Genomic DNA, 23,756 nt, shown 5'->3' on the forward strand with positions numbered 1-23,756 from the left:
TTATTGCTGCTCGCGAGCTTGTTGTTCTTTAAATTCTTTGTAACTGTCTTGCTGTTGTTTAACACACTCATGGTATTCCTTATCTGCCATGTAGCTGCATTCACCCAACCGCGCTGATTGAATTTCATGGTAGCGGCTATCGCTGCTACATCCCGCTAACACCAATAATGCGGATAACGAAAATAGATATTTTAACTTATTATTTAACATTCAAAATTCCTACTATTTTAACGGGAAAACTACTGATTTTCGTTATTTTTGCTGTATATTGCACTGGTTTTGTATTTATAACCGTTAAGGGCACGTTATGATGTTGTCGCAGTTACAAGAGCTGTTCCAGCGTATCGATAAAAGTAAACTATTTCAATCATTTGTTATTGCAGTTATTGTTGTTTCTGCATTGACCGTGGGCGCACATACTTATTCATTGCACCCAACCGCCGAACTCGTTCTACATTGGATGGATATAGGCATAACGGTGTTTTTCTTAATTGAACTGATTATTCGCTATATTGCCAGCAAAGGTATCAAGGACTTTTTCTCCAAAGGTTGGAACATATTTGACTTCATTATCGTGATCGGAAGTTTATACCCCGCGGCAGGCTCTACTATTTTTATTGCTCGACTACTACGCATTTTCCGCGTACTACGTTTAGTGTCTATGATCCCAGAGCTGCGCTTATTAGTGAACTCACTAATAAAAGCCATCCCGCAAATGGGCTATATCGCGCTGCTAATGTTTGTGATTTTTTATATTTATGCTGCCACAGGTAGCATGTTGTTTGCTGAAATAAACCCAGTACTGTGGGGCGATGTCTCTATTTCTATGCTTACTTTGTTTAGAATCGCCACCTTCGAAGATTGGACCGACGTGATGTACGAAACCATGGCGGTATACAAATTAAGTTGGATTTTTTACCTAACCTTTATCTTTTTAACTGCATTTGTGTTTTTAAATATGATGGTTGGCGCTATTTTAGAAGTGATGAGTGAAGAGCATCGCAATGCACGAGAAGAGCAAGCCGATATAGACTCACTCCCTGCCACCCAAGGCCAAGTAAACGAATTAAAAGCACAACTAGCAGAATTAAAAGAACTACTTAAAAATAAGTAGCAGGGATAAAAAGGGCATGCATTTGCTTGCCCTTACACTTTAAATTTACCCACCAACCCCGTTAAAATTGACGAAAGACGATTCATTTCGTTGCCGTTTTCACTGGTGGTCACGGCAATATCACTCACCTCATCAGCCGCATTTTTAATTTCAGTAACATTGCGGTTTATATCTTCAGCTACATGTTGTTGCTCTTCAGCAGCGGTGGCTATTTGGGTATTTAAATCGCTAATATGAACGATAGATGCCGTGATCTCACTAAATTATTGCTGCGCCGAATGCGCAAGCTCTACGGTTTTATTAGTGGTTTCTATACTGCGTTGCATACCTTTAGAAACTTTAGATGACATAGTGCGTAGTTTATCAAGCTGTGAAGCCACTTCTTCGGTTGACTCAGCGGTTCGTTGCGATAACGCGCGTACTTCGTCGGCCACCACAGCAAAGCCGCGTCCGTGCTCACCAGCACGTGCAGCTTCTATTGCAGCATTTAAGGCCAATAAGTTAGTTTGTTCTGAAATACCGCGAATAACACTGAGTATCGACATAATGTTTTCGCTTTCAGTATCTAGCTGAGTAATATCTGCTGAGGCATTGTTTATTACCTCACATAGCTGAACCACACTTTCCACAGTTTGTGTAATAACCGATTGCCCCAAGTCTGATGCTTGCTGTGTTTGAACAGCCAAATCCGCTGCATTTGCACAACTGCTAGACACTTCGTTCGCGGTGGCAGCCATTTCATTAATAGCCGTAGCTGCCATCTCTAAAGCTTGTTGCTGTTGGCTGGTGGAGCTTGTTAATTGTGCCGCTTGCGATGAGGTTTGTGATGAGGTTTTACTTACATTTTGCGCGCACTCATTAATTTGAGTTACCAGCTCGCTGATCAAGTTTAAAAATAAATTAAAGCTATTAGCCAGTTTAGCGGTTTCATCTTTGGTTTTTATTGTTAAGCGTTGGGTTAAATCACCGCCACCTTGCGATATTTCAGTTAAGCCATCACTCACTTCAACAATAGGGGCTGATATTAATTTAGAAATATAACTCGCTATAGCAACAAATACAGCAATTAATATCGCACTAATAACCAATATGGTATAAGCCATGGTATTCGCCGTGCTCATCACTTCGGCTTTCTCTACTACCCCAATAAACTTCCAGCCTAAGGTAGCAGAGGTATGAATATTAGCCATATATTGTTTACCATCTATCTCTACATCAAACAGCCCTTGGGTATTTTTAGCTAAGTCGGCGTATTTTCCCCCCCTCAAGATCTGCTAAGTTTTTAAATCGGTAATCTGGGTGTTTAACATCCACCAGCACACTGCCACTATCTTCAATCAACATTAAATAACCGGTTTCGCCTAATTTAATATCGGCAATAATATCGGTAAGCCCGCCTAATGATACATCCATTCCTTGGGCGCCAATTAATTGCCCGTTATCAATAATCGCTTTAACCGTAGTTATACGATGTTGCAACGTAAAATTATCACGCCTATTTTACAAAAAAAACTTGCTATATTCAGGTATGAGAGATGGTAAAGCGATCATCTAGCTACAATAAATTTATTTGTGCTTATTACTCTATCCGAATAATCATTATGATATTGAACTATAATTGGTTTAAGGGAATTTTAAGGTAGCTTATGCCGTTATCTTCAGCGGGAGGTGGGTTGCCAGCTCTAATATTCATTTGAATAGCAGGTAAAATTAAGCGAGGCATAGGTAATTCTTCGTCACGGCTATCGCGCATTTGAACAAACTGCTCTTTGCTTATTTTAGTCTTTACATGAATATTTGTTTCTTTTTGTTCTTTTACTGTGACCGCAAAACGGTGATTTCGTTTTTCAGTCGGATAATCATGGCATACATAGATTGTTGCCTCATCGGGCATCGAGAGTAGTTTTTGGATTGAATCGTATAATGTTTCAGAGCTACCACCTGGAAAGTCGCACCTTGCAGTGCCTACGTCAGGCATAAAAATCGTATCACCAACAAAAATGGCCTCTTCATTTATAATGTAAACTAAGTCGGCGGGTGTATGCCCCGGTGTGTGCATTACTCGTATCGATAACTGGCCAACATTAAAACTATCTCCATCTTTTAATAGTCGGTCAAAATCAGCCCCATTGGGTAAAAATTCTTTTTCAAGATTAAATAGCGCCTTAAAGCTTTGTTGTACCGTTTTGATATGTTCACCTATGGCGATTTTAGCACCAATGTGTTTTTTAAAATAAGGAGCTGCAGAGATATGATCGGCATGTGCATGTGTTTCGAGAACCCACTCTAATGAAAGAGAATGGCTTTGAAGGTACTCGCCGATTTTTTTGGCGCCTGATTCACAGCTGCGACCTGATTTATAATCAAAATTTAAAACGGGATCAATCAAGATTGCTTGCTGAGAGTTACTATCAGAAACAACATAACTAAAGGTTTCGCTATCGTCATCAAGAAATGCGTGAACATGAAATTTACTGTGCATAATATTCTCCAATAAGTCTGAACTCATCACTTGAATTAATAAAAATGACCGGAAGCAATAATATAAACGTTGGTAAAGGCCATGAAGATATTAGCGATTTAATTATTAAATAAAAAGGGCTAGCAAATGCTAACCCTCAAAGTAAATATTATTTATTATCAACAATAATACGTAACATACGACGCAGTGGCTCTGCTGCGCCCCATAAAAGCTGATCGCCTACGGTAAAAGCGCTAATATATTTTGGCCCCATGGCGAGTTTGCGAATACGGCCAACAGGTATACTTAACGTACCGGTTACTTTAACTGGGGTTAAATCGGTACTGGTAATGTCACGCTCATTAGGAATTACTTTAACCCACTCATTGTGCGAGGCTAAAATTTCTTCTATTTTTTCTACGCTAATGTCTTCACGTAATTTAATGGTCATCGCTTGGCTATGACAACGCATTGCACCAATGCGTACACATAAACCATCAATAGGCACAGGTTGTTTAGATGAGCCTAAGATTTTGTTGGCTTCAACTTGCGCTTTCCACTCTTCTTTTGATTGACCGCTTGGCATAGGCACATCAATCCATGGGATTAAGCTACCCGCCAGTGGCACACCAAACTGGTCTTGTGGCAAATCCCTTGATGCCATTTTTTCGCTGACTATTTTATCAATTTCTAAAATAGCTGAACTTGGGTTATCTAGTTGCTGTGCAACACTTGCATGAATAGCCCCCATTTGAGCTATGAGTTCTTTCATATTGCGTGCACCCGCGCCCGATGCTGCTTGGTAAGTCATTGGGCTTACCCATTCGATTAGGTCTTGCTCAAATAAACCACCCAGCGCTAGTAGCATAAGTGAAACCGTGCAGTTACCACCTACAAAGGTTTTAACGCCTTGCTCTAGCCCTTGTTCAATGACATCTTTGTTAACAGGGTCAAGTACGATAATACTGTCGTCACTCATACGCAGTGCAGAGGCTGCATCTATCCAATAGCCATCCCAACCTGATTCACGTAATTTTGGATACACCGCATTGGTATAATCGCCACCCTGACAGGTAACAATAATGTCCATTTTTGCAAGCTCAGAAATATCGCTGGCATCTAAAAGCGGTTTAGCTGCACCCGCTAACTCAGGGCCAAGCTGACCTGCTTGTGAGGTGGTGAAAAAGGTGGTGTCGATATGTGCAAAATCATGTTGTTGTTCCATTCGCTCTAGTAACACTGAGCCTACCATGCCGCGCCATCCGACTAATCCTACTTTTTTCATTGTTTGTTCCACTGTTTGAGTCATAAAAGGAGCCTATACATTAAAAATTAAAAATTCATTGCGTGAGATTTAATTTTTACAGCCCTAAGCTAACACCACCAGCACGCTAAAACTAGTCAATAAGCTGTAACTTAAATATTTTTCATACACATAAAAAAGCCCTGTATAAAATACAGGGCTAATGAGTAGTTAGGCGTTGTTATAAATCCTATCCTTGGGCTTTTACTTAAAACTCGTAACTATAACTAATATCAAAGTTCATACCGACTTCTTTAGAGCGAACAATAATATCTGATTGCGATACTTCCTGATCTTCATTAAGTAGGTTTTTAACTTTAAACTTCACCTTAGAGTTAAAGTCAGGGTAAAAGGTATAAACTAAATCAAGTGAATGAAATGGCTGCTCATAAGCATCATCTCGACTCGCTACACCTGCTGCTAAAATACGTTCACCAAATACGTTATAAACCAAAGAACTACTGTGCATTCCGTCGAGTGAATCGTAGTTAAGTTGTAAATTAACTACGTACTCTGAGTGACCCGTCATACGTTTTTTAGGGTTAGTTAAGGTGCCCGCAAGCGCAGGATCGATAGACGCTTCTGAATCACTCAAAGTTATATTACCACTGGTAAATAACCCTTCAGATAAAAACGTAAGATCTTGCAACCATTCGGCTTCTATACCGTAGACCTCAGCGGTTTCACCATTGATAAATGAGGCTGAATAGTCTTCATCGCCAATATTTAGAACCGTTTCAATGGGTGAAGTAATATCTTTGTAAAAGGCAGCCACACTAAACGAATTACCGGCTTCACCGTAATATTCATAACGTAGGTCATAGTTTTTAATTGGGCTACTTTTAAGCCCTGTACGGCCAAATGTTCTAATATCGGTAAGTGGGTCAAAGTAAGTAACCGGTACCACTTCACGAAAATCCGGACGAACTACCGTTTCACCATAGCCTGCACGTATTTGGTAGTTATCAGCGCCTACATAGGTGACAGAAAGCGCAGGGTACCAATCGTCGGAAACAATAGAGCCTGCTTGAATTTTTTCAGGGTCGTAGAAAGTATTTAAGTCATCTTGATCAAATATTAGGCTAGATGTACCAATAGACGTTTGTTTAAATTGTTCATAGCGTACACCACCGCTAATGCGTAGCCATTGATCATAAAACACATCAAACGAGGCGTAACCCGCATCTACTTTTTGTCCTGCTAGGTAATCATCCGCATCAGGAGCTGTTGGTTCGTTAAAATCAACCAGTATCGCGTTATTATTAATAAATTCATCGCTTAGATACCCGCTATTATTTAGCGCATTATCACTGCCATCATTTATAGTGATACCAGCACCACCACTGTTATTAATAGCAAAACTTGAGGTATTAAAAATACGCGCTCTATCTGAAAAGTCATACCCTACTTTAAATTCAACATCCATGCTGTCAAAGCTAAGCGGTAAGTTTAAATTACCACTGTAAGACTTAACTCGTTCTTCCATGTTGGTGTATGACATAATCACACGGTTATCATCACCCGTGATTTGAGAACCTACATACGACCCGTCTGTGTTGTACTCATCGCGAAATTCAAAATCAGCATTCGTCGGAATATCCGTTGTTGCCTTCGCTTCGGTATACTGCCAATCAGCGCCAATCCCCATGTAATCTAAAAAGGTGTGCTGACCAATAAACTGGGTAATATTGAGTTGTCGCTCTTCGTAGTTAAAAGTATGGTTACGATTAGCAACGCCATCCCCTGCAATACTAAATGTTGAACTACCCGCTGGACTTTGCGAAATAGCAATTTCAGACTCATCTTCATTATCAATAATGTATAGCTGCTGCGCTGATATACTGTGAGTACCTAAGGTATAGCCTAAACTAAATGACGCATTATAACGCTCGTTTTCTGTGGTCACTTGGGAATTTTTTACAGTATTAAAACATGAATTTGCGACATCATCTGCAGTATTTAGCGCTGTCGTACAGTCAATTTTACCGTCTTCATTTTTTAAATCTTGGCTTATCACTGAGCTAAATCGGTCTTCAAAATCCCACTCATTTTTATAAGCGCCAGAAAGCATAAAGCCTAACTTGCCGCCAAAGTAAGATTCGCTAAAGCTATCACCGTAATGGGCTTTAATATTGTATTGTGGATCGAGAGAGTCTTCTTTTAACTCATAACCACGCGGTAACGACTTAAGCAATTCGTTATTAATCGCAGTCGCTTGCTCTGCACGCGTTGTATCACCATCGACTAAGCCATCGCGTTCTACTATGTTGCCAATACCAAAATCACCTCGGTATTGTGTTATTGCAGATGATAACGCATCAGGTAGTCCGCTTTCTTTACGGTTGTAAGTAAAGCCGTCACTTGCAGCAGTGTTATAACCAACACCCGCCTCTACACCCGCTGTAAACTCGTTCGGTGCAGTTTTGGTTCTAATGTCAATATTACCGCCACCAAACGCGGCGGGCATATTTGGTGAGTAAGCTTTTTGTACTGCCATGCTTGAAATTATACTAGCGGGAAAAATATCAAGCGGGATCACATTGCGAGTTAGATCGGGGCTGGGTATGTACGCGCCATTTAAACGTGCGCTCGAATAACGTTCACCTAAACCACGCACATAAATGAACTTGCCATCAACGAGGGTCAAACCGGTTACACGCCTAAGGGCAGAAGCGGCATCGCTATCGCCAGTACGTGCTAATTGCTCTGAGCCTAAAATATCGGCTACAAAGGCTTGATTTTTTCGCTCTTCAACCACAGCAGCAGCACTGCCTTGTAAGCGCGTACCTACTGCCACTACTTCTTCTATTTCTTGGGCTACATCAACATCATTTTGCGCAGCAAATAGGCTTACAGATTGGGCACACAGCCCTAAACCAATCGCCCATGTAATTTGATTAAGTCTATGCTTTTTAGACATAAGATACATCCTGATCAGATTATACAAAAGAGGCGCCAAACGCTTATTATGCAAGCTCCAAGGCGCCTTCAGAAGTTTATAAATAGTGCTAAATTAGTCTGCGTTAGCCGCGGCTACTGCTGCTTCAACCCATTTATACCAATTTGAGGTTGTATCCTGGTCCGATACGGCACCGATGTAATTTACCGATTCAAAGAACGAATCTGTTGTACTTAAATCAGTGGCTGTAACGCTCACATCTGTAGAAGCCGTATTAGTAGCAAAACCATTAGCAGCAAGTACAGAGACATCATCTGTTAAAATTTCACTCGCACCGCCATTTTCAAACCATGCTGTTTTAGTTTGTCCTGCAAGCGGACCACCAGCAAAGGTATCTGTATTAGCGAAATTATTTGAACATGCCATTACTGAGCTAGTAAAAGAAATGTTATCGGCTTGCTTTTCACCATCACCCGAGAATTCGATACATTGTGTATTAACTGCGTTTTTCTTAACAATTAACGCGTTATAAATGCTTGAATTAAATTGATCATCAAACTTGTAGGCTTGTGAAGGGTCATCATCACGAACTGAATTGCCATCAGTTGTAACCACAGTCACATTAGCAACCATCGGGTTTGAAGGTGATACTTGAGCAGAAGATGAACCTTTAACGCCGTCAGACTCAAAACCATTATTACCCATATTAACCACAGAACCATCGTTAAGCGTTACCGTACCGTGTTGAACAAATAAGTACTGCGCCTTACCTTGCCAACCGGCATCAAAGTCAAACGAATCATCTTGAGTATCTGTTACTGCAATATGCTTAAGCGTGGTTGCACCACCAAAGATTTCAATACCGTCATCAAAGCCTTGGTGAATATGAATGTAATCAAACTCAGAGCCTGAACCAACAGCATTAAGTGTTAATGAATTTAAATCATCACCTTCACCACCTACGCGAGGGCCAGAGCCTGCATACCATACTTTAGCCCATTTAATATTACCGCTTGAATCGCTATTATCGTTACCACCAAAGTAGCTTGTTATACCTTCAGAGGCTACGTTACATGTACCGCCATCACGCTCTGCATCTGTACATTGGTCAGTAATACCTTGACCATTAATGATAATGCCCCCCCAGTCAGCATAACGTGCACCTTCACCAGCTGTATCAAAACGGTCAAAGGCATTAGCTGAGGTAAATACTACTGGCTTTTCTGCTGTACCCACGGCTTGAATTTTTGCACCACGTGCAATACGTAAAATCGCTTCACCTGATTGAAACGCAAGCGTTGCGCCAGGCTCTACAGTCATAGTTGGGCCATTAGTTGGAATAGAAAAGCCATCAACTGTGTTGCCATCTTCACCAATTTGCAGGGCATCAGCAAATACATGTACACCACCGCCAGGTAACTCTTTAAAAGTAATGTTGTTAGTAATTGAAATAGTTTTACTTGAAAATGAATCGTTGTATAAGCAATCTATACCACTGACCACGCCTGTTACCGTGCCTGCATCTGATTCATAGCTTGCACATACAGCCTCATCATCAGTTGTTGAACCGGTGTTGTTATTAGAATTATTAACACTGTTGTCTGTACTGGTGCTGTTATCATTAACGGTTGGTGTAATTTCTATATCACCACCACAACCAGCAAGTGTCATTGCTGTAGCCACTAAGCTGATTTTGAATAAGCCAGATAATTTCATTGTTCACTCCGTAAAAGTATTTAATTATTGTGTTAGCGCATTAAGTAATAACTTAAGTCACTTTAAGGCACGATACTCATGCATTAAGGTCACTTGAGTTATCGAATACGAAGTACAATACGGGAGTGATATGACAATGAAGTTACACTTTAATAAACATAAAATGACAATGTTAATTAATTAAAAATCAATTAGTTATTTTAAAAATGCAAGCAAAAAAACCACACTAACCGAATGTTAGTGTGGTTTGAGTAGTGCAATTATGAAATGGTTTTTAGTGCGTCAATTAAGAACTAATAATCGCACTATAAAAATTAAAGCAGTGCTGTTTTTAATGTTTGCGCATGCACTTTTTCGCGTTTTACATATTTGATCCATTGCTGGGCTAAACGTTGCGACTTTTTGTGCTTTTCGGCTTGTTCAAACGCAAGGATAGACGCATCAAAATTTTGTAAATTGTATTGCGCCATCCCTAAAGCAACAAACGCATTTGATTCAAAATCAAGGCCGCCTTTATCCAGTGCCATTCGCGCTGCATCGGCAGCTTCGTCATACTGCTCGGTGTTTACATACACTTCAGCTAAGCGCTGGTCGTATTTACCATGCTCTGAACGCTCTGCAGCTTTGGTAAAGTAACTAATCGACTTAGCATCTTCTTTAGCTTGTACCATGGCCTCGGCTACAAAGGCATAATTTTTAGCAGTTGGTTCAGCAATCCCCTGCTCTATTGCTTTACTCATTACACTGGCTGCTTTATAAGCAAGCTGATTATATAAATATACCTGCGCAAGCTGCCTTAGATCAGATTTAGAGGTTAAAAATCCTTGCTGGTAAGCAGCCTCTAAAACACTAAGCTGCTGTTTTTCTTGCCCAGTTTCACCATACATACCGGCTAATTGGACCCAATACTCAGGTTTATTGTAAAGCTTTACCATACGCTCAAGTACGCTCACTACTTTATCGGTTTGGTTAAGTGAGTAATACATAGCGCGTTGCAGTACCAGCCAGTTTTCTTTGGGTACTTTGCCTTCGCTATCACTTAAGTTAATGGCTTGGGTAATGTAACTTAGGCCTTGCTCATAGTCTTTTAATTGATAGTAGGTTTGCGCCCTTAATAAATAATAGGCGTCGGTTTTAGGCTTAGTGTTTATGGCGTCCCATTTGTCTAAAAATGCAATCACCTTTTTATAGTCACTGTTAGCCATAGCAAGCTGCGCAAGGCTGAATGTTGTGCTCAGGCGTAGTGTTTCTGGAATGCCATCTTCGGCAATCACTTTTTCAAATGAAGCAATCGCTTTTACAAGGTCGTTCTCATTGTAATAAATAAACCCATAAAAGTTATGCATCATCGCAATTTCATAAGAGTTCATACTTGATGAGCGCGCTTGTATGCTGTCAAGCGCAGCCAAGCCCGCTTTACTGTCGCCATCATCCGCTAGTTTTTGGGCGCGAGCCAATTGGCTGTATACTTTTTCACGAAGTGCGGGTACTCGTGTTGTTTTTTGCTGTTCAGCGGCCTGTACTGTCGCCAAATTTACACCCGGAAGTACACTTAATGCACTTGGTGTAACAATACTGGCACTGATTGCAACAGTGCACAGCATACTCAGCTTTAATAGCTTGGTTGTTAGTTTTAATTTCATAATTGCCTCACGTTCACTCTTTGCTTACTTAACAGAATTAACCATTAATTTGGAAAGAAATTTTATTTTGCACACCGGCTACTTCAACGGCTTCACCATTAACCACGCGCGGTTTATATTTAAATTTAAGGGCCGCATCCATCGCTGCTCTGTCAAACAATGACTCTGGCTCGGCTTTAATAACTTGCGGCTCTTTAACCGTGCCTTGCTTTGTCACTGTAAATTCAACAATGACATAGCCTTCAATGCCACGCGATAACGCACGCCTTGGGTATACTGGTGCCACTTTTACTATGGGTAAATACTCACCATCACTGGTTTCTAACGCTAATCCACCCGCTAGATTTACATCCGCATCGACATTGGCAGCAAAATCAAAGTTGTTGCTGGCTGCGTTGTTATCGCTACTTTGCATTTGTGGCGATTCCATTGGCGGTGGTGGCTCTTTAGGCGTTGGTGGCTTTTGTGGTTTTCGCTCCTTTTTTTGTACCGTTTCTTCTTTTTTCAAACGGACAAAATCTAACACATTCCCTTTGGCAGGCTCCGTCATGGCGCCTTCACCACCGGTGATCAATGCCTGCATACCTAAAAACAGCATAAAGGTCACCACACCCGCTATAATTAACGCAAGTACATAACGCATCACTCGTTACCCTTCTTGAGCCGCTATTGAAACATCAAATACACCCGCTGCACGCGAGGCATCCATGACTTTTATCAAGGTTTCTGTGGTGGCTTTTTTATCGGCTTGAATAACTACACTGCCTTGTGGATTTTCAGCTTTTAAGCGCTCAATGTTGGCTTGTACAGCGCGTACATCAATTTGACGTTTATTGATCCAAATTTCGCCTTGATCTGAAATGGCCACTAATATGTTAGCCCGCTCTTTTTTTACTGCGGTTGCCGCTTCTGGACGGTTTACATCAATACCCGCTTCTTTAACAAACGAGGCTGTCACGATAAAGAAAATAAGCATAATAAATACAACATCCAGCATAGGGGTCATGTTTATTTCTTCTGCTTCGTCTTCTTGGAATAAATTACCTAATGGGGCTCTCATGTTATTTCTCCTAGAATAAGCGGTGATTATGTTCACCGCTTTTCAATAATTATTTAGTGGTCTAACACCATAGTGTCTTGCAACAATTCAACTTCACGCTTTGCTTTTCGTTGTAAATAGGTTGAGGCAAACACCCCAGATAACGCACCGACCATTCCTGCCATTGTCGGTATGGTTGCTTTTGACACACCTGATGCCATAGAGCGTGCACTGCCTGTACCTGTAATGGCCATTACATCAAAGACTTCTATCATCCCTGTAACTGTGCCAAGCAACCCTAATAGTGGACACAGCGCTACCATCACATTAATCAGCGGTAAGTTTGCGTTTAATCGCATACTAGCGCGTGACACCATGGCTTGACGTATTTGCTCTGCGTTCCAGCTGTTGCGTTCACTGCGCGTTTTCCAGGTGTTTTTAACGTCTTTTTTGTAGTGCCGATAGCCATTAAAAAAGTACATAAATCGCTCGAGTATCAATAACCACATCGCGAAAATTAACACGGCAATGACCAAGAGCACTTGGCCACCCGTGTCGAGAAAATCACGGATAGCATTGATTGAATCAATCAATAGCACCATGGTTTAGGCTCCTTTCTCGCTTCGCTCGGCAATAATACCTGCACTTTGTTCTTGCAAAATAAGCAGTAAACCTTTTGAGCGAGTATTCAATAAGGTGTATAAAAACACCGTTGGAATGGCAACCACAAGGCCTAATACCGTAGTAACCAGGGCTTGCGAAATACCGCCCGCCATTAGTTTAGGGTCGCCAGTACCAAATAAAGTAATTGCTTGGAAGGTATTAATCATCCCGGTTACCGTACCGAGCAAGCCAAGTAATGGCGCTACCACAGAGATAATTTTAATAAGCGTTAAATTACGGGTGATTTTTGGCATTTCGCGTAAAATGGCTTCGCTTAACTTAAGTTCAAGTGTGTCGTAGGCCACATTTGGGTATTGATCTTTCACTTTCATGACGCGCCCTAACGGGTTGTCATCACGGGCTGTATCGTCTTTTAATTGACGACGGATTTTTCCACCCATCAGCATGAGCGATACAAAACGCTCTAGCGCAATTAATAACGCTAATAAACCAACGCCTAAAATAACGTAACCGACCGCACCACCTTGATGAACTTGCTCGCTGGTATCAGGGGCTTGTACTAACAAACCTAAAATTGAGCCGCCTGTTGGGTCAAGCGCAAACGGTACAACACCCGTGTTTGCTTGCTGCAAATCAGCCGCGGTCGCAGTAAAGCGGCTGCTTGGTTGGCGAGTAAGTTGGCTAATGGTATTGGTGGCCGGTGTATACTCTAGGTACTGACCGTCACTAATAAGGTTAAATGCACCCACACGTACCACTTCTTTTTGTACTTTATTGCCACCGTCAACAATTACATCAGTATTGAAGCGGCTTACTTTTCCTTGTTCGGTCATTTCGCGTTGTAGCTCAAACCAAACCTTTTCTATATCTTCAATAGACGCAAGCTTTGAAGTTGAACCCATTTTTTGCGCCAATTCGTCCATAAAAGTACTACGCCCAGGTAACTGTGCCGATACCACAGAGGTAGCAAACTTGTTACTTGAATCGCCAGCAACTTGTTGTAGTACACCAAATAGCTCTTTTAATGAACCCATACGCTTTGATAAGGTATCAGTTAGATTAGCCAATTTAATTTCGTTTTCTTCAAATTGCGTCTCTAAACGCTCTGACTCGCTAAGCATTTGGTTACGTTTAGCTTGGGTGTTTTTAAGCATTTGCACTTGTTCATTTTGGCGTGCTGCAAATTCTTGTTCACGTTGTTTATTTTGCTCTGATTGCGCTGATTTACCCTGCTCTAAGGTTTTTAATAAGGCATCTAAATTCATCGGCTCAGCGGCAATGCTGGTGCCCACAAAGCTTAAACTGGCTGCAAACACGGCCATTTTTGTCATTTTCGTTAATAATTTCATGGTAAACCTCTTATTCTGCAGCGTGAATTGGCAGTGTTAACATATCGGGGGCTAGTTGTTTGCGAGCAATGCGAAGCCCTTTATTAATTTGGCTAATGGTTGAATCAGGCAGTGCAACAAACGACTGTGACTGTTGATCCCAACTACCTGCTTGTTTGCCATCGCGGGTAAGGTAAATGAGTTCTAAACGGCCAATGCGCAGAAAGTCAACTTCACGTTCTTTATTGTCCACATCAAGCAATGCGGTATACGCTTCAATAGTGCGTCCGTAGTCAACCTCAACTTGATAAGCCTCTAAAACACGACGAAATTTTTCACTTGATGAAATATCAGCGCGTTCCATCATTGCATTTAATGATTCAAGGCGCTGCTTACGCTCTTGCTTTAAAAACGGCACATCTAAGGCAACAAACTGTTCAAGCCCGGTGATCATACGAAGCATTAAAGGGGTTATTTGGCGTTCAATTATCGATACTTGATCCATCGATAAATTAATCGACTCCATCTCTTCTATTTGATTATTTAACTGTTTGGTAAGCTGTGCGTTATAAACGGCTAGGCCATCTATTTCTTTATTTAGGGTTTTAAATTGCTGTAAACGCCCTTGCATTGAATCTGCAATCTTGTCTATTTTTGTTTGTGATTGCGCAGCTAAATTATTAATTTCGCTGCTTTTATCAATTACCGTGTTTAAATCATTGGCGTGGACTGCTGCACTTGCGGCTACAATACCAGCTAAAATTAATGGTTTAACGCCTTTCATCGTATACACCTTTGCTCGTTAATTAGCGGATTTGCTAGTGTTTATTAATCGCTTTAGCTCGTTTATAAAAAACAATTTAAAGCGAGATAGTTTCAATGAGCGAAAGTGTATAGATTAAAAATGACAAGCGTGTTGCGTAAAAAAGTCGCTTTTATGACAACGGTAATAAATTAGCCTTATTGGCCTATTTTACAATTCAGGGATGAAAATAGTGGGATTAAGTTTACAGGTAGGATTGTATTTCAATCAGGGTTTGTCGCCAATCTGTGTAGTTAATAGCAATAGGGTAAGCGCGATTGTTATGTATTAATACTAACGACGGAAAACCTTGAATAGGTAAACTGCGAACATAATTAAGCTCATCATCAAAGCGACGCTTAAGCTCATTAGAGTGAAGTAACTGTGCAAATAAACGGGCGTCTAAACCAATTTTTTCGCTTAGTTTAATTAAAACCGCTTCATCCGATGGGTTTTGTGCCTGTAAATAATATGCCTGCTGTATTGCCGCTATCATCTGTGGTTCTTTGTTGAAGCTGCGAGCAATTAAAGCGGCCCTGCAAGAGGGATAGGTAGAACGGCGAGGTTGGCAGTCTCGCCAAAAATCAAAATTAAACTCTGTGCCTAACTGGCTGCTAATTTTTTGCCATATGGCTTGTAGTTGCAACTGCATATCCTGACTCATTGGCAAGTCAGTATCTGCAGCTAAACCACCCACTCTGTACTCAATGGGAAGTTTGTTTGCTAAGGCAGCCTCAAGCGCATGCCAAGTCGGTGCATAACCCCAGCACCAGCTACACATAGGGTCGTGTACATATATTAATTTACTCTGAGGCGTGTTGATCATGTACAGATACCACCTTATTTCTACCTTGCGCCTTAGCGCTGTATAAATACTGATCCGCTTGCTTTAACGCATTATTATAATCATCTACACTGTTAGCCTGAGCAATACCCATACTACACGTTAATGATACTCGCTGATGTTTGTCGGTTAGCATCACATGGTTTTGCACACATTCTCTAAAACGGTTGGCCAAAATGCTGGCCTCAAGGGTTGTTTGTTGCGGTAAAATAACCACAAACTCTTCGCCGCCATAACGTGCTTTAAGCGCTGTTGCAGGAAACTGAGACTCTAATAACTTAGTAAATTCAATTAAAACCGTATCACCAAAATCATGCCCGTAGCTGTCGTTTAATTGTTTAAACTTATCTAAATCAATGAGTAAAATAGACAGCGGCAAATAATGTTCTGGCCTTGAAGCTGCTAGCTTTAAAAAATGTGAGGTAATAAAGCGACGATTAGGCGCCCCGGTAAGCTGATCGGTATGAGCATGCTGTTTTTGCTCTAAGGTGATATCAGCAATTGCTAAATGACTGCGGTGACGAAAATATTCACCTATAAACGAAAACACTAACACCAGCGAAAATGCAGCAACAAAACGGGTCTTTTCTACCGCGCCATAAATAACTTGCCCCATATCAGGGCCATACAACATAACAATACAGCTCAATAACATGGCACTGCTTAACCAGGCGCCAAACTTCACACCCAGTATGGCAAATGCAGCAACGGGATAAAACATTAGCCAATATAAAGCAGTGTTTTCTTTACCGCCGGTGTATACCAAAGCTAAGCACATCACAAATACAATCACTAAAGTGATGAGGGCGATTGCATCAATCTGCTTTGTTTTCATAAAATAAATAATACACCCTACAATCGTTACGTTAACCACAATTAACGCAATAGTAAGGATTGGTGCATACACGTGATGATTGGCAATTACTAAATAGGTAATTAACACCAAGGCAATCGCTATCATGGTAAATAACGAAAATACTTGGCGTTGTTTATCAAAGCTATAAACGCTGTCAATATTGATTAAATTGAGCCAGCTTGGCTTATTTATTTTTGTTTTACTGATCATACTTTGAATTTTTTAACCATGCGCTCTAAGTCACTAAATTGATGCTTAAGTTTGGTACACTCTTCCAAAGTAAGATTTAGGTTTGATTGGCCTTGAATCGATAAGTCGCTGATAACGTGAATATCGCTATGTAATGACTTAACCACTTGGTTTTGCTCATCCGTAGCATTAGCGACACTATGATTGGCGTCGGTTATTTGCTTAATCGCACTAATTATTTGTTTCATTACATCGCCAACCGCATCCGCTTGCTGAACACTTTTTTCACTTTCTTCTAAACTGGTTTTCATAAGTTCAACGGCAGAGCTTGAACCTTTTTGTAATTCAATGACGGTGTTTTCTATTTCTTGGGTTGATTGCTGAGTACGCTGTGCTAGTTGCCTTACTTCATCGGCAACAACCGCAAATCCTCTTCCTGCTTCGCCAGCACGAGCCGCTTCTATCGCCGCATTTAAAGCCAGCAAATTGGTTTGCTCACTCACCCCTTTTATTACTGCCAATACATTTCCTATATTAGCGGTATGCGAGTCTAAACTATTTATGGTTTCTTGCGCTTGCTCTATATTTTGTGACAGTTGATGAATACTTGAAACGTTGTTTGTGAGGGTCTGTTGATTTTTAGCACAGTATTGATCTGCATCTTTGGCAAGCGTCGAGGCATTACTGGCGCTGGTTGAAATTTCTGTTGAGGTAGCTGAAAACTGATTAATTGCCGACGCCACACTGTTGGTGCGCTCACTTTGGTCATCATACATAGTTAATGTTGAGTCTGTCTGCGTAACCAATTTAGCAACTGCCGTTTCCAGTAACTGCGTTGAAGATTTAACCTGAATTATTGAATTTTGGATTTTTTCTATAAAAATATTAAACGAATTGCTCAATTGACCAAATTCGTCATCGTTTTCTACGCTTAACCGACAGGTTAAATCGCCCTCACCCTGCGCTATATCTCTAATGGCATCATTGAGACGATACATAGGGCGCATCAAATAACGCAGTAAAAATTCCAGTGACGCAACAATCACTAAAATACCAATAATTAAAAATACAATTGCCTTTTGCCCAAACGAAGAAACACTTGAATACGCTTTATCTTTATTAACTACTACACCTAAATACCAATCAACGTTTTCAATACCACGAATTTTAGTAAAGGATACCAGCGAGGTTTCACCTGCTACTTGATACTCGGTGAATTCTCTTGCTAACGGTGCATTTTTACCAATTAAGTCAGCGACTGTTTTTGAATTTAATTTGCTATCAGGGTGACTCAATATTTGCCCTTTATTATCAAGCAAAAAACCATAACCGAGTCCTAAAAAATCAATATCTCCAATAATTTCAGCGATGGTTTGCATATCAATATCTGCCCCCGCTACCCCTTTAAATTGACCATTACTATTAATAGGGGCAACGGCTGAAATTGTCAGTTCGTTGGTCGTTACATCGATATAAGGCGTTGTAAAAGCCGTTGTTGTTTTATTTTCTACTAATTTATACCAAGGGCGACTTGTCGCATCAAAATCGCTGGGGAGTACAACACTTTGATCATTTAAAATAAATGTACCCGATGATTTACCTATGTAGGTATTTTTAAAATCCCCCGCAAGCTCAGCGGTATTTAATTGCGAAAGCGTTAAAGACTTGGCATCGTCATCTTGGTATGTTTTTGCGATAGAGATCACAATCGCTAATTTATTATTTAGCCAGCTTGCAATATTTTTAGAGACAGACTCAGAGTTTTGCTCTAGTACCAGCGATAACTGCTCTTGAGTTTGATGCCGCATTGAAAAATAATTATTTATGGTGAAAACACCTAACACTAAAACCAACACTAATGATGCAGCAATGGTGATTTTGGAGGTGAATTTAAGCGAGCTAAACATAAGTACCTTAAGTATTAATCATTATTATCAGTGTCTTTTTAACAAATTTTTAACTGAATGTCTTAGCAAATATGATTTCAATGAAATTAAAGAACAAAAATAATAATAAATAACTAGTTCTTTCAAGGATGACTTTGCCACAGTGCGTTTAATTTTTAGACTAGCAGAGCTAGATAAATAAGTGTTTAAAAGCACTATGGGGATAAATTTTATCCCCATAGTAACGCTTTATCTAAATTATTCTTCTTGTTGGCACTGGCTTGTGATCGGTAATTGCCGAAGTACCTTCATCTGTGGATCAACAATAATATGATCAACAGGTTTAGCTTTGATGGTAATGACTCCTTCAATTGGTGTATAGACTTGAAGCTGGCCATTGATTGAAATGGGTACTGGCATTTTAAAAGGCGTCGCATCTTTTTCACTTTTGCTCCAATATAAATTGGCCACGTTATTTTGACGTTTCATGGTTAGTGTTGGCAATGCAGCTTGTTTTAAATACACATCAAATAGCCAGTTATAGTCTTTTTTTGTAATGCGATTAACAATATCAATAAACTGTTGCGTGTTGCGATATCGCGATTGAATTGGGTAACTGAGACTTTGCGTGTCGCTACTCCCGTAGATTAACTCGCGTGTTGCTTGCCAAAATAACTCATCACCAATTAACCAACGCAAAGTGTGTAATGTCCAGCCTCCTTTACCATAAATATCTGAGTTAAAAGCTTCTTTTGAGCTTAACTCACCCTCTTTAACAATAGGTTGGCAGTTTTTTATCCCTAAATAGGCTTTATACATTGCATGGTTATAAGCGGCCTCACCAAAGGTATATAAACTGTAAGACGGTTGCATGTAAAAGCCAAAACCTTCATGTAACCACGCATCATTCAATTGCTCGTGTGTCATTAAATTACCAAACCACTCATGCGCTAATTCATGCTGAATAAGCCAATCATAACCACTAGGGTCGCGAGTGTACCCTTTGCCATAAGCATTTATCGTTTGATGTTCCATGCCTAAATGAGGCGTTTCTACAAAGCCAAGTTTTTGTTGCCCCCATGGATATGGACCTAACACAGATTCAAAAAATGCCATTTGTTGATAAACATCGTTGGTGAGCAAATTACTGGCTTTTTGCCTATTTTCAGGTAACACCCAAAATTCCACAGGAATGTCAGTACCATTTATACTGGTATATTGCTGTTGAACACGCTCAAATGGGCCAATATTCAGCGCAATGTTGTAATCACTCGCAGGCTCAGATAAAAACCAATCAAACTCGGTAGTCTTGTTTTGTAATACAGTTATATTTTTTAGTACCCCGTTACTGGCAACATACAATCCAGTGGGTACCGTTACACGTATACGCATACTATCGGCTTTGTCACTAAAGTGATCTTTACAAGGCCAAAATAAATCACAGCCCTCACCTTGCACCGCTGTTGCTATCCAAGGTTTACCATCGTTTGTTTCACTAAATACAAAACCACCACTCCATGGAGGGTTAAGCGCAATATGTGGCTTGCCTGAATAGTTAATGGCAACTTCAACCACTTCTCCAGGGTACTTTTTTTCATATAAGTTAATCGTGATCACACCATGAGAATGGAGAAATTCGGCTTTCTTATCAGCCACTGTTACTGTGTTTATACTAAAGCGACTATCGAGTTTTAGTTCAATTTGCTGAGTTTCTTTAACGACCCGAAATACTGTTTTCCCTGTGCCGGCTATCTGCTTTTCTTCTGGAAAAACGGCTAACTTAAGATCATAGAAAATAACATCGGTTGATTGAGCCACGCTAGATAATGGTTGACCAGTATTAGCAACGAGGGGATCTAATTTTGCAGGTTTGCTGGTGCAGGCACTGAGTATATATATCAATGTAACAACCAAGTAACACCTAATCACATGGTGCAAGAACAACATAAATAATAAGCTCTTATAATTATAATTTTTTAATATAATTACATAGTTTTACATTTATAGTGTTTAAAAAAGACGAATTGCTTATTTTTTAAGTTAACTAGTTACTTTATTTTACATTTAGCAAGGGATAAACCTTAAACAGCTAATATATTTAAGGTTGTTTTTGCCATTTCATTTTATTATTGGTATCGCGTGAAGTGATAATGGTTTCATCACTACTTTGAATACCGCCAAGCTTGGCGAGCCGGTCATAAAGAACAACATTACAGGTTGCTGCTAAATTCATACACCCTATGGTTGGAATATAAACAACTTCATCGCACCATTTTAAAACGTCTTTTGGCACTGAACCATCCTCTGGGCCGAACACATAAAATGCGTTCTCAGGGTGGGTAAACTCAGGCAAGGGAGTGGCCCCTTCTATTAGCTCTATCACCACCACTTTAGCGCCTTGTGGTTTACTTGATGCTAAATTATCGGTAGCGGTTAATGGAATACGTTGCACTACATTTTTAGTATCGGTATGAAATTTCTGTGCGTTTAAATAACGGTTGCCAGTAAAAAAAACCTGCTGTGCGTCATAACAACCTGCGGCGCGTAATACGCCCCCCACGTTGGTCGGGCTTTTAGGATTAATTAAGCCAATACTTGCTTGTAATTTACTCATTAATTGCAATCCTTGGTTGGCCACTCGGCTATATACAAATCAAAATCTTCTAGCTTTACGTCACAGTCTTTTACGGTTTTATCTTTAACAGAAATGTTTAGCTCGTGCATTTTAGTTTTATCGCCGTTATTAAGTAACGGATGCCACGTTGCTAATCCACGTCCTTCGTGAAGTCGGCGATAACTGCAGCTTTGCGGCATAAAGAAAATGTCTTTGAGGTTTTCTTTGGTAAGCTTAACGCAAGAAGGCACTAAGGTTTGGCGGTTTTCGTATTCACTACAGCCACAGGTTGCGTTATCAAGGTATTGGCAAACAATATTGGTAAATATAAGTTGCTCACCTTCTCTTAGCTGATCAGTGGCGGTAAAGTCATCTTCGTCTTCGCTGTCAATAAAGGTGTTTAAACAACACTTTCCGCATCCGTCACAAATGGCTTCCCATTCTTGCTGGTTCATTTCATTGAGACTTTTGCTAAGCCAAAATTGGGTTTTTGCTAATTGTTGATCAAACATGGTGTTCTCGCGCCTTTTAAGAGCGCGCATTCTAACGTATTGCAGCAAAGCGCGCAAAGCCAATCCCTGTTCAAATAATGACTTTGCGCGATTATGTTACTGCTGAGATTTAACCCAACGTTTAATTTTTTGCTCTAAGATAGGCATAGGCAATGCGCCATCTATTAATATTTGCGTATGAAAGGCTTTAATATCAAATTGCTCGCCTAACTGCTGGTGGGCGTAATCTCTAAGCTCTTTAATTTTAAACTCACCCAATTTGTACGATAATGCTTGCCCAGGCCATGCAATATAACGTTCCACTTCAGCAATTACATCGCTTTTTGCCATTGAAGAGTTAGCTAACATGTAGTCAATGCCTTGTTGACGTGTCCACCCTTTGGCATGAAAGCCTGTATCAAGCACTAAACGCATAGCTCTTAGCTGCTCATCGTTAAGACGCCCATACCACATATACGGGTCGGTAAATAAGCCAAGCTCTTTGCCAAGACTCTCCGCGTATAATGCCCAGCCCTCAGCAAACACCGTGTAGCCGCCAAATTTACGAAAATCGGGCAGGCTTTCTACTTCTTGTTGCAGTGCAATTTGAAAGTGATGACCAGGTGCTGCTTCATGAATAGATAGCGTTTCAAGTAAAAATTTAGGCTGCGCTTTTAAGTTGTAAGCATTAATGTAAAAGATACCCGGACGAGAACCATCTGGTGCAGGCCCTGCATAAGATGCCCCCGCTGCCGATTGCGCACGATACGCTTCTACTGCTTTAACAATGTAAGGGGCTTTAGGCTCAATATTAAATAATCGCGGTAAGCGCGCATCTATTTTTAGTTTAATATCTTCATAGGCGGCAATTAACTCATCAGCTGTTTTATAATAAAACTCATCTGAGTCACGTAAATGATCAAAAAACGATGCTAAATCACCTTTAAATCCCACGGTATTTTTAACCGTTTTCATTTCACTTAAAATTCGAGCCACTTCACTTAAGCCAATGTCATGAATTTCATCTGCTGATAAACTCAACGTGGTGTTTTTCTTGATTTGATATTCGTACCACGCTTTACCATTAGGTAAATCAGCATAACCAACAGAATCACGAGCATGAGGAATATAGTCGTTGAGTAAAAACTCACTCATACGCTGATAAGCGGGCACTAATTTATCTAAAATAAGCGTTTTATACTGCTCAGTGAGTTGCTGTTTTTGTGCATTAGAAAATGAGTCGGGCATGGCCTTTATTGGTGAATAAAATAATGAATCTTCTGCGTTAGTTACTACGTGCACTTTAAACTGAGGCAATAATTTTTTAGCCAATGGCATAGGCAATACCACGCCTTGTTTAACACCTTGCGCCATTGATTGTTCAACACTGGCTAACCATTTCACAAAACCATCAGCACGTTTAATAAATTGCTCATAGTCGGCAACAGTATTAAAGGGCTGTGCACTTTGCCCTGAACCAAATCCAGCAAAGGTATTATGTGCTCCCGACATTTGGTTAATCGGTAACAAATAATCTTTATATTGCATGCCCTCAAGCTTCAGGGCTAAATCTCGCGATAACACTTCAAAGTTAAGTAGCGCCTGCCCTGTTAATTGTGATTCATCGATTAGCGTTAAACGTTGTTGATATTTTTTATAAAAAGCAGTTTTTTTATCACGATTAGCCTGCGATATCACCGGCAAGAATTGATCATCGAATTCATGGCGACCGTTATAAGTGGCGCTTAAGGGATTAAAGGTTAATGACTCATCGTAGTACTGGGCAACGAGCACATCTAATTGCTGCTGTGCTGATAATTCGCTTATTACAGGCGCGACTGGCTGATTTGTGTTTAATTGTGAGCTGGTGCTCATACAACCACTTAAGGCAAACATAACGCTACTGGCAACCAGTGCTATTTTAATAACTTTCATAAAGATCCTTGT

General features: G+C 40.3%; 21 protein-coding genes. 1 reads left to right on the top strand and 20 read right to left on the bottom strand.

All coding sequences use genetic code 11. From position 1 onward, the window contains the following. Positions 1–210, bottom strand: coding sequence for a hypothetical protein (locus tag QL986_RS05735; RefSeq protein ID WP_013463335.1), 210 nt, complete (start codon positions 208–210; stop codon positions 1–3). Positions 211–310: 100 nt separating this feature from the next. Here QL986_RS05735 and QL986_RS05740 point away from each other — a divergent pair, with 100 nt between their 5' ends. Beyond that, on the top strand, positions 311–1,114 hold the full coding sequence (locus tag QL986_RS05740) for an ion transporter (RefSeq protein WP_171046529.1): 804 nt from the start codon (positions 311–313) through the stop codon (positions 1,112–1,114). Between the two features lie 263 nt (positions 1,115–1,377). On the opposite strand, the gene QL986_RS05745 is transcribed toward QL986_RS05740, so the two are convergent. The 19 genes from QL986_RS05745 to QL986_RS05835 all read right to left on the bottom strand — a co-directional run bounded on the left by QL986_RS05745 (position 1,378) and on the right by QL986_RS05835 (position 23,744). Continuing rightward, positions 1,378–2,382, bottom strand: coding sequence for a methyl-accepting chemotaxis protein (locus QL986_RS05745; RefSeq protein WP_244152589.1), 1,005 nt, complete (start codon positions 2,380–2,382; stop codon positions 1,378–1,380). Then, positions 2,351–2,593, bottom strand: a complete 243-nt coding sequence (locus QL986_RS05750) for a hypothetical protein (protein ID WP_236613543.1) — start codon at positions 2,591–2,593, stop codon at positions 2,351–2,353. The genes QL986_RS05745 and QL986_RS05750 overlap by 32 nt, the downstream gene beginning before the upstream one ends. Before the next feature lie 133 nt (positions 2,594–2,726). Continuing rightward, positions 2,727–3,596 (bottom strand): MBL fold metallo-hydrolase, encoded by an 870-nt coding sequence (locus tag QL986_RS05755; RefSeq protein ID WP_013463333.1) that lies wholly within the window; start codon positions 3,594–3,596, stop codon positions 2,727–2,729. A 148-nt stretch (positions 3,597–3,744) separates the two neighbouring features. Continuing rightward, on the bottom strand, positions 3,745–4,884 hold the full coding sequence (gene asd, locus QL986_RS05760; protein ID WP_041695995.1) for an aspartate-semialdehyde dehydrogenase: 1,140 nt from the start codon (positions 4,882–4,884) through the stop codon (positions 3,745–3,747). Between the two features lie 202 nt (positions 4,885–5,086). Beyond that, positions 5,087–7,798, bottom strand: coding sequence for a TonB-dependent receptor (locus QL986_RS05765; protein ID WP_024601015.1), 2,712 nt, complete (start codon positions 7,796–7,798; stop codon positions 5,087–5,089). Positions 7,799–7,891: 93 nt separating this feature from the next. Continuing rightward, positions 7,892–9,493 carry a hypothetical protein gene (locus QL986_RS05770; RefSeq protein WP_024601016.1) on the bottom strand — a complete coding sequence of 534 codons (1,602 nt, stop codon included), beginning with the start codon at positions 9,491–9,493 and terminating at the stop codon, positions 7,892–7,894. Positions 9,494–9,807: 314 nt separating this feature from the next. After that, positions 9,808–11,136, bottom strand: coding sequence for a tetratricopeptide repeat protein (locus QL986_RS05775; protein ID WP_024601017.1), 1,329 nt, complete (start codon positions 11,134–11,136; stop codon positions 9,808–9,810). Positions 11,137–11,173: 37 nt separating this feature from the next. Next, positions 11,174–11,779, bottom strand: a complete 606-nt coding sequence (locus QL986_RS05780) for an energy transducer TonB (protein WP_008111498.1) — start codon at positions 11,777–11,779, stop codon at positions 11,174–11,176. A gap of 6 nt (positions 11,780–11,785) precedes the next feature. Next, the gene (locus QL986_RS05785) at positions 11,786–12,196 is read right to left on the bottom strand and encodes a biopolymer transporter ExbD (protein ID WP_008111500.1); all 411 of its coding nucleotides are present in this window, start codon (positions 12,194–12,196) and stop codon (positions 11,786–11,788) included. Between the two features lie 53 nt (positions 12,197–12,249). After that, positions 12,250–12,777: a MotA/TolQ/ExbB proton channel family protein gene (locus tag QL986_RS05790; protein WP_008111501.1), complete on the bottom strand. Its 528-nt coding sequence runs from the start codon at positions 12,775–12,777 to the stop codon at positions 12,250–12,252. A gap of 3 nt (positions 12,778–12,780) precedes the next feature. After that, a complete protein-coding gene (locus QL986_RS05795) occupies positions 12,781–14,148 on the bottom strand; it encodes a MotA/TolQ/ExbB proton channel family protein (RefSeq protein ID WP_016900179.1) in 1,368 nt (455 codons plus the stop codon). Positions 14,149–14,158: 10 nt separating this feature from the next. Then, complete coding sequence (locus QL986_RS05800; protein ID WP_013463326.1) at positions 14,159–14,911, bottom strand: DUF3450 domain-containing protein; 753 nt, start codon at positions 14,909–14,911, stop codon at positions 14,159–14,161. A gap of 223 nt (positions 14,912–15,134) precedes the next feature. Next, on the bottom strand, positions 15,135–15,755 hold the full coding sequence (locus QL986_RS05805; protein WP_128583728.1) for a DsbA family protein: 621 nt from the start codon (positions 15,753–15,755) through the stop codon (positions 15,135–15,137). Then, complete coding sequence (locus QL986_RS05810) at positions 15,733–16,839, bottom strand: diguanylate cyclase (protein ID WP_013463324.1); 1,107 nt, start codon at positions 16,837–16,839, stop codon at positions 15,733–15,735. The genes QL986_RS05805 and QL986_RS05810 overlap by 23 nt, the downstream gene beginning before the upstream one ends. Next, the gene (locus QL986_RS05815; RefSeq protein WP_016900175.1) at positions 16,836–18,725 is read right to left on the bottom strand and encodes a methyl-accepting chemotaxis protein; all 1,890 of its coding nucleotides are present in this window, start codon (positions 18,723–18,725) and stop codon (positions 16,836–16,838) included. The genes QL986_RS05810 and QL986_RS05815 overlap by 4 nt, the downstream gene beginning before the upstream one ends. A gap of 237 nt (positions 18,726–18,962) precedes the next feature. Beyond that, positions 18,963–20,606, bottom strand: coding sequence for a M1 family metallopeptidase (locus QL986_RS05820; RefSeq protein WP_235190262.1), 1,644 nt, complete (start codon positions 20,604–20,606; stop codon positions 18,963–18,965). A 196-nt stretch (positions 20,607–20,802) separates the two neighbouring features. Further along, on the bottom strand, positions 20,803–21,318 hold the full coding sequence (locus QL986_RS05825) for an RNA methyltransferase (RefSeq protein WP_013463320.1): 516 nt from the start codon (positions 21,316–21,318) through the stop codon (positions 20,803–20,805). Continuing rightward, the gene (locus tag QL986_RS05830) at positions 21,318–21,830 is read right to left on the bottom strand and encodes a YcgN family cysteine cluster protein (RefSeq protein ID WP_016900173.1); all 513 of its coding nucleotides are present in this window, start codon (positions 21,828–21,830) and stop codon (positions 21,318–21,320) included. Before QL986_RS05830 ends, QL986_RS05825 begins: the two co-directional genes overlap by 1 nt. A 96-nt stretch (positions 21,831–21,926) precedes the next feature. After that, positions 21,927–23,744 (bottom strand): DUF885 domain-containing protein, encoded by a 1,818-nt coding sequence (locus QL986_RS05835; RefSeq protein ID WP_024601323.1) that lies wholly within the window; start codon positions 23,742–23,744, stop codon positions 21,927–21,929. Positions 23,745–23,756: the final 12 nt, after the last annotated feature.

This window comes from Pseudoalteromonas sp. APC 3250, from assembly GCF_030407915.1.
GTDB classification, from domain to species: Bacteria; Pseudomonadota; Gammaproteobacteria; order Enterobacterales; family Alteromonadaceae; genus Pseudoalteromonas; species Pseudoalteromonas tetraodonis.